Annotated in this window: 11 protein-coding genes; 10 read left to right on the top strand and 1 reads right to left on the bottom strand. The window is 32.2% G+C overall.

The features are described 5' to 3' along the window. The first annotated feature begins 6 nt into the window (after positions 1 to 6). The 3 genes from AB9Q04_RS01720 (at position 7) to AB9Q04_RS01710 (ending at position 2,473) form a co-directional block, all read left to right on the top strand. A complete protein-coding gene (locus AB9Q04_RS01720) occupies positions 7 to 291 on the top strand; it encodes a hypothetical protein (RefSeq protein ID WP_410023663.1) in 285 nt (94 codons plus the stop codon). A 126-nt stretch (positions 292 to 417) separates the two neighbouring features. After that, complete coding sequence (locus AB9Q04_RS01715; RefSeq protein WP_410023662.1) at positions 418 to 1,308, top strand: ABC transporter ATP-binding protein; 891 nt, start codon at positions 418 to 420, stop codon at positions 1,306 to 1,308. Continuing rightward, the gene (locus tag AB9Q04_RS01710; protein WP_410023661.1) at positions 1,301 to 2,473 is read left to right on the top strand and encodes an ABC transporter permease; all 1,173 of its coding nucleotides are present in this window, start codon (positions 1,301 to 1,303) and stop codon (positions 2,471 to 2,473) included. Before AB9Q04_RS01715 ends, AB9Q04_RS01710 begins: the two co-directional genes overlap by 8 nt. Before the next feature lie 47 nt (positions 2,474 to 2,520). Here the strand turns inward: AB9Q04_RS01710 and AB9Q04_RS01705 are convergent, their stop codons facing one another. Beyond that, entirely contained in the window at positions 2,521 to 3,432 is a 912-nt protein-coding gene (locus AB9Q04_RS01705) for a helix-turn-helix domain-containing protein (RefSeq protein ID WP_410023660.1), read from the bottom strand. A 205-nt stretch (positions 3,433 to 3,637) separates the two neighbouring features. Between AB9Q04_RS01705 and AB9Q04_RS01700 the strand changes: the two genes are divergently transcribed. From AB9Q04_RS01700 to AB9Q04_RS01670, 7 genes are all read left to right on the top strand, one after another. Next, entirely contained in the window at positions 3,638 to 4,720 is a 1,083-nt protein-coding gene (locus tag AB9Q04_RS01700) for a hypothetical protein (RefSeq protein WP_410023659.1), read from the top strand. Next, positions 4,720 to 5,493, top strand: a complete 774-nt coding sequence (locus tag AB9Q04_RS01695) for a pepsin/retropepsin-like aspartic protease family protein (protein WP_410023658.1) — start codon at positions 4,720 to 4,722, stop codon at positions 5,491 to 5,493. Before AB9Q04_RS01700 ends, AB9Q04_RS01695 begins: the two co-directional genes overlap by 1 nt. Before the next feature lie 272 nt (positions 5,494 to 5,765). Beyond that, positions 5,766 to 7,601: a V-type ATP synthase subunit I domain-containing protein gene (locus AB9Q04_RS01690; RefSeq protein ID WP_410023657.1), complete on the top strand. Its 1,836-nt coding sequence runs from the start codon at positions 5,766 to 5,768 to the stop codon at positions 7,599 to 7,601. 1,319 nt (positions 7,602 to 8,920) lie between these two features. After that, positions 8,921 to 17,146, top strand: a complete 8,226-nt coding sequence (locus AB9Q04_RS01685; RefSeq protein ID WP_410023656.1) for a SpaA isopeptide-forming pilin-related protein — start codon at positions 8,921 to 8,923, stop codon at positions 17,144 to 17,146. Between the two features lie 883 nt (positions 17,147 to 18,029). Then, positions 18,030 to 20,315, top strand: a complete 2,286-nt coding sequence (locus tag AB9Q04_RS01680; RefSeq protein WP_410023655.1) for a pilin N-terminal domain-containing protein — start codon at positions 18,030 to 18,032, stop codon at positions 20,313 to 20,315. A 168-nt stretch (positions 20,316 to 20,483) separates the two neighbouring features. After that, positions 20,484 to 20,819 (top strand): hypothetical protein, encoded by a 336-nt coding sequence (locus AB9Q04_RS01675; RefSeq protein ID WP_394012206.1) that lies wholly within the window; start codon positions 20,484 to 20,486, stop codon positions 20,817 to 20,819. Between the two features lie 266 nt (positions 20,820 to 21,085). After that, entirely contained in the window at positions 21,086 to 21,730 is a 645-nt protein-coding gene (locus tag AB9Q04_RS01670; RefSeq protein WP_394012204.1) for a hypothetical protein, read from the top strand. The last annotated feature ends 126 nt before the right edge of the window (positions 21,731 to 21,856 follow it).

The following is a 21,856-nucleotide window of genomic DNA, read 5'->3' as shown; positions in this document are numbered from 1 at the left end:
CAAACTATGAGCTTAGAAGAAAAAAGAGATAACAAGGTAGATTCAAAAGGAAATGGCAGACCAGTTAGTTTTTCAACTGGAGATGGCGATGATTTTGTAATCGACCTACCAGGATCTATACCTGGAGAAGAAAACATGAATACCAATGATATGCATGATGATGAGATTGAAGATTTAATATCTGAACTCGATTCAAGAAATGCAGAAATAGAAGATTTACTCCATGAAATGGGAGTAAAGGATATAAATAAGTTATTAGAAGGCGACTATTCAGACCTAGACTTAGAATAATATTTAGCTGGTACAAATTTTGTACCAGCTCTTTAATTATTATTTATATATTATTAATTTATAAGTATATACAATAATTTCAAATCATGATATAATTACCCTGATAAAAAATAGAAAGGAAAACATATGATTGAAGTAAAAAATGTCTCAAAGACATTTGGTAGCCTCAAAGCTTTGGATGATGTATCATTTGAAGTTGAAAAAGGCGATGTCTTTGGAGTAATCGGTCAAAATGGTGCAGGTAAGTCTACACTCTTTAGGTGTATAATGAACTTTTTTGATGATTACACTGGTTCTATTACATATGAGGGAAAACCAATAAAAGATGTTCCTCTAGAAAAAATAGGTTTTTTACCAGAGGAAAGATCTCTTTCTCCTAAAAAAACTATAGAAGAAGAGATAAGGTATTTTGCAAAACTCAACCAAATGGACCACATCCCAGATGATGAACTTAACAAATGGTTTGATAGGTTTGAAATAAAGGGAAAACTCACTGACAAAATCAAATCCCTATCCAAGGGTAACCAGCAAAAGGTCCAACTTTTGGCAGCAGTTATCTACAAACCAGACTTTGTTATCCTAGATGAGCCATTATCAGGACTTGACCCATATAATATCAGACTTTTAGAAGATATTATCAAAGAGCTAAATGCCATGGACATGACTATTTTATTCTCCTCCCACAATATGGAAAATGTGGAAGCCCTTTGCAATAAGCTGGTTATGATTAAAAATGGCCGCATAGTTCTAAATGGTACCCCACAAGATATTAGAAACTCCTTCCCAAGAGAGAGAGTGCTTGTTGAAACTGATAAAGATTTACTTCCTTTAATTGATGGAAAAGTAAAATCATATACAAAAGCTGGAGACTTTTGGAATATTTATTTAAATGATCCAGAAGATAGTAGAACGCTTTATGAGGATATAAGTAAAAACATTGGCTTTGTATCCCAATTTAGCCAAGCTGCTCCTAGCTTAAATGAAATCTTTGCAAGGGTGGTGGAAAGTCATGAGTAGAATAAAGATAGTAATGCTAGAAACCCTAAAGGGCCACCTAAAATCTGGTGCTTTTTGGGCTATGATCTTATTACCTATAATATTTGGTGTTTTAAGTGGTGTAGGTGGTTATTTTGCAGCAAGCTCTGGTGAAAGTCAAATGGGAATTATTACAAGTGAAGAGCTAAAACCATATTTTGAAGATGAGCAGTTTTTACCTATAGAAGAAGATGAGATTGACCAGTTTATAGATGATGGAAAGATTTCTTCATATGCAAAAATAAGAGAAGAAGACGGCCAGCTAATAGCTGACTTTAATGAAGCAGATGCCTCTATGCCAGAAACGCTAGCCTTTCAAAATATTTTGACAAATATTCAAAATAAGTTAAATGAGGATAGGGCAAAGCTTGATAGTATCCAACAAGAAATACTAGCAAAAACTCCAGTAATAAATAAAATTGCAGATGAAAAATCTGATAATAAGATGATTGGACAAGTTATCTACTTCATTTTGATGTTCTTGATGTATATGGTGCTTATGAGCTTTGTAAACCTAGTTTTAGCTGATATAGCCACAGAAAAAGGTACAAAGATGATAGAATTTATCTTCTCATCTGTAAGACCTGGAGACTATTTTGCAGGCAAGATGTTTGGTAACTTCATAGCTGTCTTTGTACAAATTATTACTTATGTAATATTTGGAATAGTAGGGTTTTTCATAGTTAAATCTAAGGGCTTATTAGATGGCATAGACCTATCATATAATTTAACTGGATCTACCTATGGAATGATAGCAGAGATAGTTTTATTATTTTTACTAGGCATTTTTGTATTTTTAATACTAGCCGGTATGTTAGCTTCTTTTGCTACCAAAGTAGAAGATGCAGGAAAGATGGGAACTCCACTTATACTAGGTACAATTATTTTATTTTTCCTAGCTATTAGCCTTAGAGGCAAGGGAGATATAATGATAACAAAGGTACTAAGCTACGTGCCACTAGCCTCTACATTTTTCATGCCACTTAGACTATTAAATGGATATGCTAGCCTAATGGAGGGGCTAATCTCTGTAGCTATACTAATAGTTACTATATTATTAGTTTATAGATTTGGTGAAAGAGTTTATAAGAGAAATATCCTAAACTATTCTACCGATAACTGGGTAACTAGAAGATTTAAAAAATAAATTTAAATGTTAAAGGGATGAGCTTAAGCTTATCCCTTTTTTTATGCCTAGTCAAGTACCATAGCTACTATAACTTGTAAAAATCCAGCAATTACAAATATTATCCAGCTAGTCTGCCAATTTCCACTCCAAAAACTATATACAAAGAAAATACCAATGGCACTTATCCAAAGCACGCCTGATATCTTGCCAATCTTTCCTTCTTTTTTCTGGATTTTTGGGTCTCTATACTTTAATATATCCCTATATGAAGAATATTTTATCATACTATATCCCATAAGACTTGCCCCAATGGCAGTTAGCAATAAAAATAAGTAGACAGGCGTATTGCTTATTATCCCTTGATTTATAGCAAGTAAATATATTGCTGGAGATAGGATAAATATAGCAATTGCTATAATTATATTTCTCTTAAGCCTTGGCATATAGTCATTTAAATTTTTCTTTATAACACCTTCTACACCATAAGAGAAATTGTAAGGTTCTTTTTCTATAAACTCATACTTACTTATAGCAAAACCAGAGTTTATAAAAAGACCTACTGCAAAAGCAATCAGTGCTAATAATATAATCACACCCAAGCTTTCATTAATATCAGCTAGGGTCATATAAGCTATTGGTGATACTATGACTAGAATAGTTGCAAGGGATATAAACTTAGCTAACTTATCATAGGCCGAGTAATATTGGTTTAGCAAATCTAAGTCTATGATTCTCGAAGTTTCTTCTACCTTTTCGTCTACTATTACCTGCTCCATACCCAAACTATCATCAAGTAAAAAGTCTGTGCTTACAGAAAATATTTGAGATAATTTTACAACCTTATCCAAGTCAGGCATGCTCAAAGAGCTTTCCCACTTTGAAACTGATTGGCGGCTTACTCCGATTTGACCTGCCAGATCCTCTTGGGTCATTCCTTCTTTTTTTCTTAAACTTATAATCTTATCAGCCAGTATCATAAGATCCTCCTTATATTTTTCTAAGTTCATTTTATAAAAATCTGCCTTAACATACCACCAATCTAATTTGGAAATTGGGCAACTAATGGTTGCATTGGCTAAAATTAGCGCTTTTAATTTGATAAATAATTTATTATAATATTTATATCCCAAAGGTAAAAATTTTAAAAATATTGTATAATAGGTTAATGGAGGGGTCATAATAATGAAAAAAATTATATACATACTTGCTATGATTTTGCTAAGTGCATGTCAGAAAAAAGAACAAGAACCTATAAAAAAAGCAAAAACCCTAGCCCCCTTAGAAATAAGTAAAAATGACTATGATTCTTTTTATATAAATAACAAAAAATATACTTTGCCAGTTTCATATAATCAGTTTGAGCAAAATGGCATAAGCTTAAATGAAGAAGAATTTGATTACCAACATATAAATAAAAATAGCCAGACCATGGCAAATTTAAAGGGTCGTGGAATAAATCTTGGAGCCACCTTTAAAAATAATAGTGCGGAAGCTCTTGATATAAAAAAAGCCCCTATTATCGAACTTTACATAAATAATAACGAAGGAGAGAATAATGATTTTTGTATAAATGGTCTTACTTGGGGTACTAGCTACCAAGATGCCAAAAAATCATTAAAAAATATCCACATCGAAGAGGCCAGCAAGGAATTTGATAAAACCATAAATTATTATACAGATAAAAACTATGTTTCCCTCTACTTTGAAGATGAAAAACTATCTTCAGTTGCCATTTTTTCCAAAAGTTTTATGAGGGATGAATCCTACAAAAACGGAGAATTTGTAGTTTTTGGGCAAACTGTAAAATTCCCTCTAACCATCCATGATTTGGAAGAACTATTAATAAGTAATATAAATATCGAAGGAACTTACGAAAGCTTAAATCCAGGAGAAGAGCTAACTATTAGGGTATATTCGCCTTTATTTGACAATATGGCTGACAAAGCTAGTGCAAGTGGGGTGGACTTTGAGTTAAAAAATACTAGTACAAACCCCATCGATCTAAAAGATGCCCAGATAATAGGACTTGTTGCAGAAAGTAGCTCAGACTTATCTGTGGGTAATATTTATGTAGGTGCTAGTTTAGAGGAACTAAAAATAGTAGATAAGAAAAACCAAAACCCGCCTAGACTAAGCATAGAAGGTAGGGTCAATGACCAGTTAAGTAAATATATATTTACTGCTGCCAATGACACAGACTATATTTATTATGCAGACCATGAAATTATAAAGCAGATAGAAATAAGAAATACCAAGGAGCAATAATGGAATTTACTAAGGTAGAGTTAGCAGATAAAAAATACCTAAATTATATATTTTTAAAAGCAGCAGTGGGCGGTGAGCCTATCACTGCCATGTTTGATACAAAGGGCAATAGTTTATTAAAAAAATCTATAGCTGAAAAAATTGATGTAGACTATATCGATCAAGAAGTGATTGATGAAAAGCGCGGCTGGAGAAGGGCTAGGGTAAATCTAAGATTAGGTGGCCTTGAAATAGGTTCAGCCCCAGTTATTGTTGCTAACGATGATAGTTTTGACTTGCCCCTAGATCCAACAGGCAATAAATATCCGGCAGACTTTATCCTAGGTTGGAATATCATTTCCCAACTTTGCTTTAGAGGAGATGGCAAAAGCAATGATTTTCAAGTCCAAGTTGATGATTTTAGACAGCCTTCTAGCAAAGAATCTCAAAATCTACCTCTAGTATATGTAGAATTTGAGGGAGAGAGAGTCCTTGCAGGGATTGATACATCAAAACCGCTTACCACAGTTAGCCAAGAGATTTTTGATAAGATAGTAAAAAATAAGGATGCAGCAAATACTATCGAAATGCTAGGACTAGAAAAAGAAAACCTAACCTATGAAACAAGCTTAGAGTTTAAGGTAGATGAGGATAAAATAGTACTGCCAAGTGCAGGTTTAAATCCAAAACTAAACGAAGGTGATGTAAAAATAATATTTGGAGCAGACTTACTACAAAATACCACATGGGCTATGTACTGTCCGATGAGATATATGAGGGCAAAACAGCTTTAAAATAGGCAGTGGGACATCCCCTCTATTTTATAGAGAATTATCGGGAAAAATCTGCTAGTTTTTCTATATATAAGTAAGAGGGGTAAAAATCTAGTTATTAAAAATTAAGCAATACTTTTTAATTCTTAGTATACCGGTATTATATAAGTAAAAAGATTTAGGATAAACATAGAAGAATTACTGATACATAACTTTATATATATTGATATTATCTGCTAAAATATTGAAAGTTAGCCTATTTTTTAATATAATAAAGAAAATTTGGAGGATCCATGAAACGCACAAAAATTAAAAGCTACGCAAGCCTTGCCTTGGCCCTAGCCCTAGTCCTACCAGCTACTGCTCATGCAGCTGGAGAAACTAAAATCGACACATTAGAGCCGCTTACAGAAGAAAAAATAATAAATGATTTAAGCGAAAAAAAACAAGCTATCTCATCTAAAGCAAAAGTAAGCCTAGATGAAACAGCTAAGTCTGTTAATTACATAATAGATATTACAAAAACCCAACCAGCAGAAAATCTAAATGCAATATTTTATATAAGTAAAGATTCTAACCTAGAAAACTTAGAAGTTTTAACAGATGAAAATATTAGCAAGGATGATATAAAAACTGAGGACCTTTATGGTGGTAAAAAGATTACCATAGCCTTAAAAGAAGCTACAACAATCAACTTAAGAGCAGATATCAAAGAAGGTAAAACTGATAATCTTAACCTAGCCTATCTACTAGCAAATGAAGATGAAACAGCTTTTGCAAGCAAAATATTAAGCTCATCCATTGTAAAAGATGAAAATGACAAAGAAATTATAAAAGCTAATCAAATAACGGATTTAGGTTCACATTTAAAGGGTAAGTTTGTTGATAATGAAACTATAGAATGGTCAGATGTATTAATAAATCAAACAAACGAAGCAATTACAACAGCTTATCCTATCAAACTAAGTGACAAACAAACAGGTACAGGTCAACTTACTATCCAAACCTATAGACCAAGCAAGGATGGACTAGTAGCTGACCAAAGGCTTGATTTAGCTTATGGAAATGTTAAAGATTTACAAATCCCAGCAAATGGAGCTGCAACACTTATCTTTAAAACAAAGGTAGATCAGCAAGCAACTACCTTTAAAGCCAATGGTGCTGAAGTAAGAAGAGATATAGAAACTAGCAATCAAATAAAAGATCTAACAGAAACTATCGATAAAAACGATCAAAAAATAAAAGAAGAAATGTCAAATATTGACAGTGATACTAAAAAAGAAAAATCAGATACTGATGCTGCCAAGCTAAGCAAAGAGCTAGATGATAGAAATGAAGAAATTAAAACAGAGATGCAGGCGCTAGATAAAAAAGTAGCAGTTGATAACAAAGAAAAAACAACTCCTAAGCCAGCATCAACCGTAGTTTTAAATGATAAATCTAATGAGGCTAGTGCGTTAGAAGTACAAAGTTTGATTAAAGAACTAGACGATAGAACAATAGAAATCCAAAAAACTATGCAAGAAATTGACAAAGAATTTGCATGGGTAAATGAAACAGATACTCCAGTTGATGTAAATAAGGAAGATAGTAAAAACGTATCTGATCTTATCAAGGAATTAGATGACAGAAATAAAGCTATCCAAGATGAGCTAGAAAAAATCTATGGTAAATATGCAGTTAATTCTGTAATGGACCTAAATAAGGCCATAGATAATGAAACCTACGAGCTTATTACAAGTGTTGATAAAGATAACGAAAAAATAGAAGAAATTATCAACCAAGTAAACCTATCTATCGAATCAAATAAGATTTTAGATAATAAAGAAGAAGCAAAAAATATCAAAGCCCTACTAGAAAATATAGAAAAGTTAGAAGCAAATAACGAAAAAGTCTTAGAAAAAGTAGACCAAAGAAACAATGATGAAGAAATAAGCTCAAACTTTAAAAATGTAGTTCCAAACTACTCAGAAAATGTCTACAAAGACCTTAAAAAAGTAGTAACAGTAACCCTAGATCCACTAAATAAAGAAGAAGCTACTGTAAGTAAAGAAGAAGCAAGTAAAAATTATCCTACCATAGCGAAATACTTAGAAGATTTAAAATTAGTACAAGATTTGCTTAAATAAGAAATATAAAAAATACTCGGGAAAGCCCGGGTGTTTTTATATGCAAATATTTAGTTAAATTTATACAATGAGAAAAGCAAGCATCAAAAAAAGATTTCTCCATTCCGCTATCGCTCCAGTCGAAATGACAATGGGGGTGCTTAAATTATATAGAAAATAAACCTTACAAACACTCACACTTCGAACCTTAAACACAGTAAATAAGGAACACATTCACATACGAAGCATTCCCTCAGTTGTCATCTCGACCGTAGCGAAGCGAAGTGGAGAGATCTACCCAAAAGTCAGACATCCCCAGCCGCCAGTCATTACCAATAAAAAAAGCTAATAACTAAGTATACCCGTCACATAAAGCAAAAAAGATTCCACCATTCCGCTATCACTCCAGTAGAAATGACAATGGGGGTGCTTATATTATATAGAAAACAAGTCTGACAAACACTCACACTTCGAACCTTAAATCCAGTAAATAAGAAACACAATAATATTCGAAGCAACCATGTCAATTGTCATCTCGACCGTAGCGAAGCGAAGTGGAGAGATCTACCTAAGAGTCAAACATTCCCATCCGCCAGTCATTACTTATATAAAATCATTACCAATAAAAAAAGCTAATAACTACGTATAACAGTCACATAAAGCAAAAAAAGATTTCTTCATTCCGCTATCACTCCAGTCGAAATGACAATGGGGGTGTGATTATATTGTGTAAAAGATAAATCTTACAAACAATTACACTCCGAACCTTAAATCCAGTAAATAAGAAACATAGTAAATAAGAAACACAATAATATTCGAAGCAACCCTATCAATTGTCATCTCGAGCCCATAAAAGCCCATTGATTTTGGGCTTTTATGCCGAAAACAAAGTGCGGTAGCACGAGAGAGCTTCGTAAGAAGCGGGTTTTCGTAGTCGAGAGATCTACCTACGAGTCAGACATTCCTCATATTCAAAGCAAGCCTCCATATAACCTATCTACAAAAACTTTAACCAAATTCACCAACAAATCATTCCGCCAAAGATAAACAACTAATCATACTATTTTAGGTGCATTTACTCCATAAATACCGTATAGTATATACCTAACTCACATTTCAACTAATAATATATATAGATAATAAATATTTTCTAATGAAATTGTATATTATTTTCTTACTTTAATAACATTATATTGGTTTTTTTATGTATATACCTAAAAATACACAAAAAATCTCTACATTTTACACTAATTTAGTAGTATAATAATTGAAAGTAAAATACTATACATATGAGAAAATTTAAACAGATTTTTAAAAAAATATAAATCAGGGGGAGATTTATGAAAAACAAATTACAACAGTTTATTGTAAAATTGCTAGCAGCAACGCTTGCAATTATCATGGCTGTGCCTACAAACGTATTTGCTATAAGTCAAAGAAAAAGCAATACTTACACAGCAGCCACATCAGTGATGGGTGTTCAGACACAGGATGACACACCAGAAGAAGTGGCAAATACAGAAACTAGCTTACTAAAATCAGCAGTAAGCACAGCAGAATCGACTGACTATATAATCGAAAAATCAGCGAGTTTATCAAAAGCAACAGGAAAACTAGACTATAAAATACTAGTAAAAACCAAAGATCCTAGCCAAGAGTTTACAGAAAATCAAACTACAACCTTTGGAATAACTGAAAACACTGATTTAAAAGATCTAAAGGTAGAAAAAGTCCAAGCTCTAGATGCAGATGGTAAAGAAATAGATGTAGAAAACACACTAAAAACACCAAAAGCATTTAACAACACAGACAATTTAAGAACTTTAGGAATTACAGCAACCAAACCACAATACGGGATGGTTTATTACTTAAGCGCACAATTAACAGAAGAAGCTTTAAAAAATCTAGAAGAAAAATCCCCACAACTTGCTCTAGATATCACCATAGCTTCCCCAAACCAAGACATTTTTCAAACAAGATATTCCTTAGAAACTACAAAACCAGACTCTACAGAAATCACAATTGACAATGATGGTAATCTAGTAAACCAAACATCAGACTTAGTTGAAAAAGAAGATAACCTTCATTTATATAAGGGTGACTACAAAAAAGAAGAAAAAACACTTTTCCAAACCACCCCAGCACATTTAGTATGGACAGACTACATCAATGCAAAAGATGACAAAGAGTTTGCCGTAGACTTTAACCTAGACGAAAACCAAGACACAGAAAATAGCCAAATCAAAATCGACTATTACGAAGCTAGTGACAAAGGATACGTTCTAAACCAATCCTTTAGCAAAACAGTAGACTTTACAAATAGTTTAAACCTAACCATACCACAGGGTTACATAGCAAAAGTTAGCCTAACAACAGATATAAAAGAAAATACAAATGCAAAAGCATACACCTTTAACGGAGTAAAAGTAGCAAACCCAACCTACAAAGAAGAAAAAACCGAAAAGACAGAAGAAGAACAAGCATCAGATGATGCAGATCCTCTCCCTAGCGATTCTTCAAAAAATAACGAAGAGGCAAAACCTTCCAAATATAGCATAGCAGATGAAAGAAAGCAAGACTTTTCTCAAAATCCAAAATCTGACACATCAGCTATAGCCTTAAACAAAGAAGCTTACCTAGAAAATCTAAAAAATGGAGAAAAACTAACAAAAAACCTAGAAAAAGCAGCAACTGACATCGAACTTGCCCTAGAATCATATAATAAAGAAGAAACTAACTGGGATGAGTTCAAAGCTACAATACAAGACATAGCAAAAGAACAAAACCTAGACCAAGCTCAAACAGAAGAAATACTTCAAGCACTACTAGCAGGTCTAAACGAAGATAAATATAAAGTTGCAAATATAGATACAAAAGAAGCTACCTCTGTAGTAGAAGAAACCACGGTTCAATCAGAACCAGCAGATACAACAGGAAAATCAGTAGATGAATTAGCAAAAGAAAAACTAAACGACCCTAACACAACATTAGAAGACTTTCAAAACTATATGTACGAATTGGAAGAAAAGTATGGGCTTACTAATGAAGATGCTGATAGGATTTACTCTGCAAATGAAGAAGCTATTAGGAATCTACTTGATAAGCACAATGATGAGGAAATCCAACCTATGGTACTAGCGGTATTACCGGGCGCACAATATACTTTGAATGGATCATTTCCAATAACACTTAATCCTTTGTACGTTAATCAAACTACACCATCAGGGACAACTATTGAGGTCGAGCATTCAGATTATTTAATAAAAAATTCTGATAGGGTAAAGCCACTTTACAATTCTAGAAACCAAATTATTGCTAATGGAACTTATGATTCTAACAAGAAAACTATAACTTATACTCTTAATGACAATGTGAGTTCTATGGGCAATAGCGCATACGAAGTTATACCATTTTCAGAAAACTTTTCTCTTAATAGCAATATAAAACAAGGAGAAGAGATTGTAATCAATAACAAGATGACTATTACTACTCCAGATGGTAAATCTAGAACTATAAATATGGCTCCTAACAGATTATTAGTAGGTGAAGATTATGATGCTAAAAATGCTCAGTCTAAGACCTATAATTACGATCCAAATGCTAGGTACAATGTAAGATTGACTACAGATACATCACAAAATACTAATTCATCAACAGGTGAAGTAGAGTCTGTAGATTGGACTGTTACAATTGATGGGGAACATTTAGATCCTCAAATAAGTGATTTGTCACAACTAGGAATAATTGTAAATCTGACTGGTGTTTATGGATCAGGTCTTGGAAATATTAAGGATTTAAAGGTAAATAATAAACCGATACCTAATAATGATTTAATCAATAATAAACTAGAAGACCCACATATCAACTTTTCTTATAACTACAAGCCCTCAACCGATGAAGGTCGACGTAAATATATAATTACGTTTAATACCCCGGTTGCTAAGAATAGTGGTAAACATCAGTTACTAGACTTAACCTATACCCTTTCAAATATAAATGGATATAATGGGGTGGCTAAGAGATTTGGATATTATAATACAACTACAACATCTAAAAATGAGAATGTATATAAATCAACCAATGATAATAGAAGGATAATAGCAGGAGAATATGTAAGTCCTGCAAATGGTGGTAAGCCAACCCAAGCTCATTGGACTATATCAGATGCAGTTAATGCTGATGACACAGGATATCTCCCTATAGAAAAATTAAGCCTTCAAAATCAGAAATTGGCAGGAAAAATCAGGGCAACATATTACCAAAAAGATATTAGTGGGAAAATGATTAAAGCTGGAGAAAAAGAATTTGAAAACTTAGAAGACTTATCTAGGGGAAGTTATCCTCAAGGTATAAATCCGGCAGGAACTATAGTTGTGTACGATTTTTATACTAATTTAGACTCTGATAAAACATTAAAACCTACTGTAGTAAGTGGTGATAATAAGGCAGAGCTTCTAAGCATAAATCAAGATGTTACTATAAATACGGAATGGCACAGAGGAATTGGTGGGGAAACTATACCATCATACGAAGTAGATTTAATTGCTAATGGTAATGATAAGATAACTACTATAAAGATGCCTGAGCTAAGTGATGGGAATAGTCAAAAGCCTCAAGTACTAAATTTACCTATGTGGACATTTGATGATAAAGGTAATTTTGTTAGGGTAAATTATTCTATTAAACAACATTTACCTGAGCCAACAACTAGCTCAGACACTACGAATAATCAATCAGCTACTCGTAGATATGTTGAAAGAGAAAATTATTTTGATCCTAAATCAAATACATTCACTTTAAAAAACTCACTTTTAGGTGAACAAATAGATAACACACCAAATAAAAAAGTAGGCACAGGCGGTAATGCTCTATGGGATAATACCTTTGAACCAAGAGATATAACAATAAGAAAGCTCGCTAAAGATGGAGTAACACCTTTAGAGGGAGCAAAATTTAAACTATCAACATCTGATTCTAATAATAAAGATGGTAATGCCTATAGATCATATGAAGGGGTTACAGATAGTAATGGATATGTTACTTTCTATAATGTAGAGCCAAATGACTATGGACAAAATGCTCGTTATTCGTTAACTGAAGTAAGGGCTCCTGAAGGATATCTAAGAAATCTAAAAGATGAGCAAATTGTTGTAGAAAACACTGGTAATGTTTATTGGGAAACAAGTTCAAATATTCTTACCCAGGTTAAACCACCTAAATATCTAACAATTCTTGATGATTATAAATCTGATAGACAAACCAAAGATGGTAAAGCAGGACTAAGAACCAATAGCATAACTGAGTTTATTGGTGTTGATAAGCAATCCTCTCTTTTAGAAAAAGATGAAGAAACTAGTTCATTATCTAATGACGATAATAGTGTAACTGTAAACTATTACTTAGTTTATTACAGAGATGGAGCAGGAGTATCAGCTCGTGATAGTAAGCTGCACATTAACCCAGGAAATGCCAGAATAAATTATATAGATGTTAAAGATTTCGATACTTGGTCTGGTACAAATGAGTATTGGACTAAAGAATATAAAGAGACGATAGAAGAAGTTAAAGATAAATACAATGCTGGTACAATGACCGAAAAGGATTTTGAACGATTAAAAGATATAGAGTTGACTATCAACAGAAATGAAACTATATCAACTACTGTAAATAGAAATGGTCAATCAGCCGATGTTAAGTTCGATCATCAGAGATTTGGATCTGGATGGACATATATTATAAAAGTAAATGCAACTTTAGATAATACTAACCTTGTTAGACCTAATAAATTTGCTTATACTCTAGATGAAAACCCTAACTGGTCAGGTGAGTACACAACTAGACTTTTAGATGGATATACAATCCTACCTGCCATGAAAAAGATTGATACTTCGGTTCCAGTTCCCCCAATAGAGATAACAAATACTAGAATCCCTGATGCAGCAGTTGCTTTAACTAAGACAGATTCTAACAACAATAGATTATCAAATGCAACAATTACTTTAGAAGATGAATACGGAAATACTATTAACTCAGATCTTACTAATGATAACGGAGAGTTAATCTTTGATGAGCTTAGACCTGGCACATATTACATTAGAGAAACTCAAGCTCCAGATGGTTATAAGAAAACTGGAGAATATTATAAAATTGTAGTTTCTAATGAAGAAGTAAGAGACCCTGAAACTGGAGACGTCAATAATGAACGTAGGGTTAGGTATCAAAAATATGATAAAGATGGCAATAAGATTGGTGATGAAGGTATAGGAAGTGCTGCACCTCCAGTTGATTATGAATCAGGCATAACCTTAGCTAGAGGCGTATACTTACCTGAAAAGCCTACTATGACAGTTACCAAGTGGGCCAAAGATAGCAAAACTGGTAAAATACGTGCTATCGGAGAAGCAGAATCCGGAAACCCAGGTGTATATGACTTATTGTTAAACGAAGGTGTAGAATACTCCACTCATATAAGATTTAACAAGTCTCAACAAGGGGATACATTTACATTTGACTTTGACGACAAATTAAACTTTACTTTTACAGTTGATAAGTTCCCTGATATTGTTGATAAAAATGATGAAGTTATAGCTACTGCTGGTCAACTAGATCCAGTAACTAATAAAATAACCTATACAGTTACAGATTATTTAACCAGACATAAATATGATTATGTAGATGCTACACTTACAATTAGAGGTGTGACTTTAAATAGACAAAAATATAAGGACATATCAGGTACATTCAATACCGGATACATCATGCTAGACAATCCTATAGAAAATAAGTTTAGCAGTTCATATGACAATAAAGTAGATGAAGAAAAACAAAGAAATGATACTTACAATATCCCAGTAAACTTTGGAGATTATCCAGGTAAGTATGTAAAATATGGAACCAACTACTCCCAAACTTATTATAAAGATGCTTCTGGCAATGAATATCAAACACCTGGACCAGGTAGACAAAGATATATAAAATACATTGCGTATTACAATGCTAATGATCAATATATTAGAAATACTGATGGATGGCCTAGAGTACAATTTATCTGGAATGATAATATGGAATTAAAAGAATTCCGAGAATATAACATTCCTTATGAGATTGGAAGAGACTACAATAGAGTAGCAATGCCTACTTCTTATGGTATTGAACCTCAAAAAGATACTTATGTAAGAAATGGACGAGTTAGAAACTATGATAATGTACTGACTCTTTATACTGGTTCTGAAAACCAACAGGGCTATGCTGATGATAGACATTCATATTACAGATATAGGCCAAATAATGATCCGGAGATTGCAGGTCCAGAAATTACAAATCCTAAGTTAGAACTAGATTTAAACTTAAATCATATTGAGACCTCTCCTATCAGAAACCCTAATTTTAGAGATGGTAAAGTATTTGAATTTGACTTTGCAGTTTCAAATGAAGATAAGGTATTCTATGATTCTGATTATGGCTTATGGATATATACAAGACAATGGTTAGATGATTATGGTACATTAAACAGCCAAGGATTTGGTCACTCATTTAAGGGTGAGCAAAACGAAGCTACTGCATTAGGTAGCAAATATACTCCGCCAACTCCAAATCCTGCTGATATAAACTTTGTAAACCAATCATTTAAATCTGGTAAAATAAATATTCAAAAAACAGACGCTCCAACTGATGGATCAAAAAAGAAAAATCTTCCTGGTGCACAATTTGTCCTACAAGGAATAGATAATGATTATTCGAGAACATTATTTACAGATGATGATGGTAAGGGAAGTTTCCAAGGCATATCTCCAGGTAAATATATTCTAAGAGAGGTTTATCCTCCAGAGGGATATACCCTAGGAGAAAAATCAACATGGAATGTAGAAATAAATGAAAAAGGTGAAGTTATAGTAGACGGAAAGAACCAAGGCTCTGAAACTATTACTACTGGTCTAGGAGAGTACGTAACACAAAAAGATATTACAAATAGTCCTACAGATTCTGTTAAAATAAATTATCCGAGAACAAGTAACTCGCATGGAGAATGGTACACTACCTTAACTCAGGATGAAGAGGATGAGAATAAGTATTATTTAACCACTACTTTAAAAGGAAATTACTACAAAGGTTTAAATCAAACAGTGAGTAAAACAGTCCATAATAAAGAATGGGAAAACTTTATGAATCTTTCTCATTATGCTAAGTCAAGTGGTAAAACAGTTGAATACTATGCAATACTCAATCCCTATGATAATGGTAATGTAGATAAGGATACGCAATACAATATTAACCTTGATAACGCAACTATAAACTCTATAAATGATGTTGAAGTTTTAAACGTATATAACAAGCAAAAAATAAAGAACTCCATAGACAACCAAAATGTTGGAGATAATATAAACATTTATAAAAGTGATGGAACTTTAGATAATGCTATCAGTCAAGGACATCCAAGTGGTGATGTTAAAAAATCTGTTGGTACAAATACAGTAAAAATCAGTATTCCAAAAGAAAGATTTGGTAATTGGAAATTTTTAGTAAGAGTTAAAGCTAATATTGTAGACACCAGCAAACCATCCTTCTTTAAGGTTAACTGGACCAATAACAGTGATGATACCCATCTTAAAAGCACTGTATCGAACTGGGCTGGTGGATTTACTGGAACTCTAACCCATGAGGTTGATGAAAACATATTTGATGTTTATCACAATAATGCTTGGAATATTCACAATTACCATCAAGTTGATGTAGGGCCTGATCCAGTATCTTATACTACAGAGCTTACTTTAAAAGATGGTATAGAAAATAATTCTTATCCGGTAGTAAGCAATATTAACTTAAATACTAATAGTCTTAAAGGATACTCAAACCTTAACTACGATACTAAAAATGCAGGAAGTGGGACAAATAACCCATATCATCCAGTATTTACCTACAATAGATTTGAGAAAACTCAAACAACAACTACACCAAATGATGCTAACATGGATGTAGAAAACCCTATTGCTCCTACCCCTAACCCAATACCACCACAAGCTGGTAAAATCAGGATATTAAAACAAGATCAGGATAATAATCCTATTCAAGGAGTAGAATTTACTTTGTATGATAGCTTTAAAGATGCGCTAAGAGAACAAGGTGGCCATATGATGCCATCAGATAAAGATGGATATATTGTCTTTGATGATATAAGTGCAGATCAATCTTTCTACCTTAAAGAAACTAAAGCTAAAAGTGGGTATATAAAATTACCTACTATTTGGAAAGTAACATATAAAAGATCAGATTCTGATTATAGTATTGATATAATAGAGGTAAAAGAAGATTCTGTTGGTGAAGAAAAGATAGTAAACAAATCTAGCGACCAATATAAAATAATAGACCCATTAACCAATGATGAGGATATTATTGAGCGAGAAATGATAGTAACTAACCGTAGACCAAGCTACCCATCCACAGGTGGATCCGGTACATTTATTGGCTTTGCTCTAATTGGTACAGCTGTTATGCTTGCAGGTATTGCTTACTATGGTATCTATGTCAACGACAAAAACCGTCGTCGTTCTAATAGATATGATAAGTAGGATTTACAATTAAATAACAATTGAATATTAGAAAGGCTTTGGATACCTATCTAAAGTCTTTTTATTATTCGATATCTAAAATAGAGCGTGGCTAATTTAAGCTTAATTTTAAATAACGCTTTTATCACATTTTGTATTTAAAAATTGATTAAATTAAAGTTTAAACTCTTTCAAGCAATAATTATTTAATTGATATTTTGCTCATACTTATATATAGAAATTTAGAGTAAATTTTCCTGAGGGTTTATAAATACACTTTGCAAGCAATATGCAAATAAGTATACTAAAATAGTATGATTTAAATGAGGGAATATGCCTTGTTAATTATCTTAATATTTTATACATATTGGCTACAATTTTTAAGATATTGGAAAGTTCACTTTAGAATATTAAACTTGAGTAAAATACTATTGTACAAAACAGCTATATCACGTATAATATTTAAACAAAGAGATTATTAATCAGTACTTATTTTAGACATGTAAACTCGTTACAAGTAGTTAGTTAATAACGAATAATGATAGAACGAAACTTTCTTCGGTAAAATAAATTTAGACAAGAACCTTGTCGATGCTAAAAGTGGATATCACTTTTAGAAAAAATACTATTGATTTCTTAAAGTATTTTCGGAGTTTTATGAAGAGATCAAACCATTGCTTACAATAGTAGCTGGCCAGATAGGTCAGAAAGTTAAACATATTTTCAAATGCACTTTATCTATTGTAATCAATAAAGTTGTTATATAGTTATGCTAGTGGTAGTTAGTAATTTACATAAGTGACACTAGTCACTCCACAAGACGAACATTACCATGGGACTAGGATAATCAATATATCAACAAGAAATTGCTTTTTCGCAAAATAATGATAAAGGAGAAAAATATATGAAAAAAGCAACAAACAAGCTAATGTCATTTTTAGCAGCTTTTGCTATGGTGTTAAGTGTATTAGTTGCACCTTTTACTTCTGCTAATGCAGATGATGCTACAACACAAAAAACCACAAAAGTTACTCTTCATAAGCTTCTTATGACAAAAAATGAATTAGATTCATGGGACGAAAAAGGACCAGAAGGATACGATGGAACTCAAAACTTAGAACAACTAGGAGAACTACAATCAGTAGGAAAAACATTGAATGAAATTCCTGATGTATTCTTTGCAGTTCAAAACTCTGATGGAAAATATTTAGCAGAGGATGGATCAGTAGCATCTGTTCAAGAACCTACAGCTGAAGGATTCGAAGAAGCCGTACTTGGTGGTTTAACAACTGAAAATGGTCTTGAATTAAATACAGAAAACCTTGCTCAAGACAAAGCAACAGAATATACAATTGTTGAAATACCAGAATTATCAACATACAAAGGTACTGATGATAAAGGTAACAAGAGCAAATTACTAGCTGGTTCAAAAGCAGTACCAGTTAAAATTACTCTACCATTAGTAAATGAAAAGGGAGTTGTAACAGAAGCTCACGTTTATCCAAAGAATACAGAAGAAAAACCTGAAATCGACAAAAACTTTGCTAATACAAATACAGCTGAAGAAGTTAAGAAAGATGATTTTGACTTATCAACTGAAACAGGCGAAGGTAAAAATCCTGTAGTTGCCCCAAATCATGGTGCTGATTACAATAACTATCAAAAAGAAAAAGCAAGAGTTACAGCTGAATTAGGAAAATCTGTTCCATACGAAGTTAAAACAAAAATCCAAGCTGGTTCAAAATATCAAACATTAAACTGGAAAGATACAATGACTAACGGTTTAACACTTGATGCAAATACTATTCAACTAGCAACAAACCCATCACTTGACTTAACAAAAGGAACTGATTATAAAATTACAGCTGATGATAGAGGATTCACACTTTCATTAACTGAAACAGGTTTTAAAAAACTAAATGCAGTTACTCACCCTGAAGCAGGTGCAGGAAAAAATGTAGAATTTACAATAACATATTCTGCAAAAGTAAATAAAAACGCAGTAAAAGATATTCCTGAGAAAAACGATGTTAAACTAGAATATTCTAACAAACCATCTCAAGAAAAAGAACCTACTCCAGTAACTCCAGATAAACAAAATGGAGAATTAAAAGTTACTAAAACTTGGTCTGGAAAAGGTGAAAATGAAAACCCAGAAGTAGTTTATACAATTTCTAATGGAACTATCAATGCATCAGTAATGCTAAATGGTAAAGAAAAAACTAATAAAGAATTTGATCTTGGAAATGGTATTACTTTCACAGTTACAGGTGCATATGCTGGTACATTCAAAGGTGAAGCATTAAAGACTAATAATTGGACTATTGCAGAGCGTGTAGCTGGATATGATGAAACAATCAATGCAGATACATCAGGAGCTGCAGCTATCACAAACACCAAAGATAACGAGAACCCAACACCACTTAACCCATCAGAACCAGAAGTTGTATATTATGGTAAAAAATTCGTTAAGGCTGACAAAAGTTCTGGCCAAAGACTAGAAGGTGCAGAGTTCGTTGTTAGAAATTCTAAAAATAAATTCCTAGCTCTTAAAGGTCAAGCAAGAGTTGGAGAACAAAAAACCGCACTAGAAACAGCTAAAGAAAATTATACAAATGCAATTGATGCTTGGAATAAAGCTGTGGCTGAAAATAAAGCTAAACCAGAAAATCAGAGAGTAGCTGATGATAAATTAGCAGTTACAATTGGTGGCCAAGAATACACTGGAAAGACTGCAGTTCAAGCAAAAATTGCCGAATTAAAAGTGGATTATGACAAGGCATTCAAAGAAGCTGCTAATGCTTATGAATGGGTAGATAGTCAAGATGCAACTAATGTTGTAAAACTTATATCAGATGTAAACGGTAAATTTGAAATTTCTGGACTTGAAAAAGGTTCATACACATTAGTAGAGGTTAAAGCTCCAGCAGGATATGCTCTACCTACTAAACCAGAATTTGGATTTGATGTGGATGCTAACTCATATAATAATGGCGATGTTCAATATGAAGGAACAGCTCCAGTAACTAATGATGATGCAACAAAAGATGCTAAAAGAGTTGACAACCAATTAGTAACTATCCCACAAACAGGTGGTATTGGTTCACTAATCTTTATCGTAGCAGGTCTTGCACTTATGGGTGTAGCATTCGTAGCTATGAAAAGAAGAAACTCTTACGAAGAAGCTTAAGACTCATTCATAAGTAAGAAAAGACAATAAAAGAAAAAGCAATGAATAAGGCTCAGGACTTGGTCCTGGGTCTTTTTTTAAAACATTTAAATTGAGACTATGAATATAATAGGCATTAATATTTAATCCGTTTAGGAGTGACTTATACATTATTTAAGGAGTTAGATTATGGTAGATAATATGTGGTGGTATATGAGCCCAGAGGGTATCAAAGAGATGTTTGAAGCAAATAATCAGTATGATAATCTTAAAACGAAATTATTGTATGAGGGAATTATATTTGAATATGAGTTAGGAGGTTTAGCTACTTCTCAATTTATTGAATACGCTGGAAAGTCACTGAATCATTTATTTGGAGATTATGATGAGTTTAACAGCAGAAATTATACCGGAATAGGACACGAAGTAAAAGGAAATGGACGGATGTACTGCTTATATGATAGTAATGAATACAGTATAGAACAAATAAAAAAAATGCTCGATAAAAAATTTTCTATTGATTAATTATTAGTTTATCTATTATGAAATTCTGATATGTTTTTATTTAAAATACTTATATAAATTTTAATGATTAATTGAATATTAAAGTAAGTTATATTGTATAATGGTAAATATAGTATTTAAGTAATATTGAAGTTTCTATAAATTATTTAATTCTTTAAGCTACAACTAATATATCAATGTAATATTCTGCTGTGAATCAAAATTTTGAATTAAAAAAATACTAAATTTATTTATTTTTTAATAACAAAGAAAGAGTTGGAGGTCAAATGATTAATTGGATATCTAATAATATAGAAGCTTTTACTAATATTTTACTATCAATTATTTTTGGTGTATTAACATTCATAATGAGTAAAAATGCTAATAATATCTCTAAAAGTTCAAATACCATAGCTTCAAATGCTAATAGAATTATGGATATAAGTAATAAAAATTATGAAGTTTCGTTTGATGGACAAAAAAATTATATGCTCAATGAACTAAGTAGACTAGGTAGCATATTGATAGAAGCTTCAAGTGAAAGTAGTATTGATAAGCAAAATATAATTGTACAAAATTATGTCGATGGAGTAATGGATGAAGAAATAAGAAAAAAACTAATTTCTGTTGGAAACAATGGTTCTTTGCTTGCTCATAATAAGATTAAATATTATATAGAGGATAGATCTTATAGAGCTAATCCAGATGTAGAGCTATGTGATATAGAAACGGGTGTATTAAATATGCTTGTTTTACATTTTAATTTAGTTAATAACATTAAAAATAGTTATCTAGGAGCAATTGATGATAATACTACTAATAATAGACAGGAAGTTAAAGAAATTTTCAACTTTTATTTTCCAGCACATATTAGATTTAATAAAGATTATATGAATATGCTAGAATACTCATTGGATAGGTTTGATATATAATACTTAATATCAACTTAATTTCTCAGAAAGTGCAACGTAAATTTTATTTAAGTAGATACCTCTATTCTTTCATTTTCCACACATAGTCGAGAATGACAAAGTCTACAAATCGAAGTCTGTCATCAT

Source organism: Anaerococcus groningensis (assembly GCF_046365465.1).
Lineage (GTDB): Bacteria > Bacillota > Clostridia > Tissierellales > Peptoniphilaceae > Anaerococcus > Anaerococcus groningensis.
This window is presented reverse-complemented; position numbering and strand designations above follow the sequence as displayed.

What these genes read in the sequence shown, in the direction of transcription:
- AB9Q04_RS01690 (WP_410023657.1), top strand. Translation starts at nt 5,766, where the DNA reads ATGAAACGCACAAAAATTAAAAGCTACGCAAGCCTTGCCTTGGCCCTA.
- AB9Q04_RS01715 (WP_410023662.1), top strand. Translation starts at nt 418, where the DNA reads ATGATTGAAGTAAAAAATGTCTCAAAGACATTTGGTAGCCTCAAAGCT.
- AB9Q04_RS01700 (WP_410023659.1), top strand. Translation starts at nt 3,638, where the DNA reads ATGAAAAAAATTATATACATACTTGCTATGATTTTGCTAAGTGCATGT.
- AB9Q04_RS01710 (WP_410023661.1), top strand. Translation starts at nt 1,301, where the DNA reads ATGAGTAGAATAAAGATAGTAATGCTAGAAACCCTAAAGGGCCACCTA.
- AB9Q04_RS01685 (WP_410023656.1), top strand. Translation starts at nt 8,921, where the DNA reads ATGAAAAACAAATTACAACAGTTTATTGTAAAATTGCTAGCAGCAACG.
- AB9Q04_RS01670 (WP_394012204.1), top strand. Translation starts at nt 21,086, where the DNA reads ATGATTAATTGGATATCTAATAATATAGAAGCTTTTACTAATATTTTA.
- AB9Q04_RS01720 (WP_410023663.1), top strand. Translation starts at nt 7, where the DNA reads ATGAGCTTAGAAGAAAAAAGAGATAACAAGGTAGATTCAAAAGGAAAT.
- AB9Q04_RS01675 (WP_394012206.1), top strand. Translation starts at nt 20,484, where the DNA reads ATGGTAGATAATATGTGGTGGTATATGAGCCCAGAGGGTATCAAAGAG.
- AB9Q04_RS01680 (WP_410023655.1), top strand. Translation starts at nt 18,030, where the DNA reads ATGAAAAAAGCAACAAACAAGCTAATGTCATTTTTAGCAGCTTTTGCT.
- AB9Q04_RS01695 (WP_410023658.1), top strand. Translation starts at nt 4,720, where the DNA reads ATGGAATTTACTAAGGTAGAGTTAGCAGATAAAAAATACCTAAATTAT.
- AB9Q04_RS01705 (WP_410023660.1), bottom strand. Translation starts at nt 3,432, where the DNA reads ATGATACTGGCTGATAAGATTATAAGTTTAAGAAAAAAAGAAGGAATG.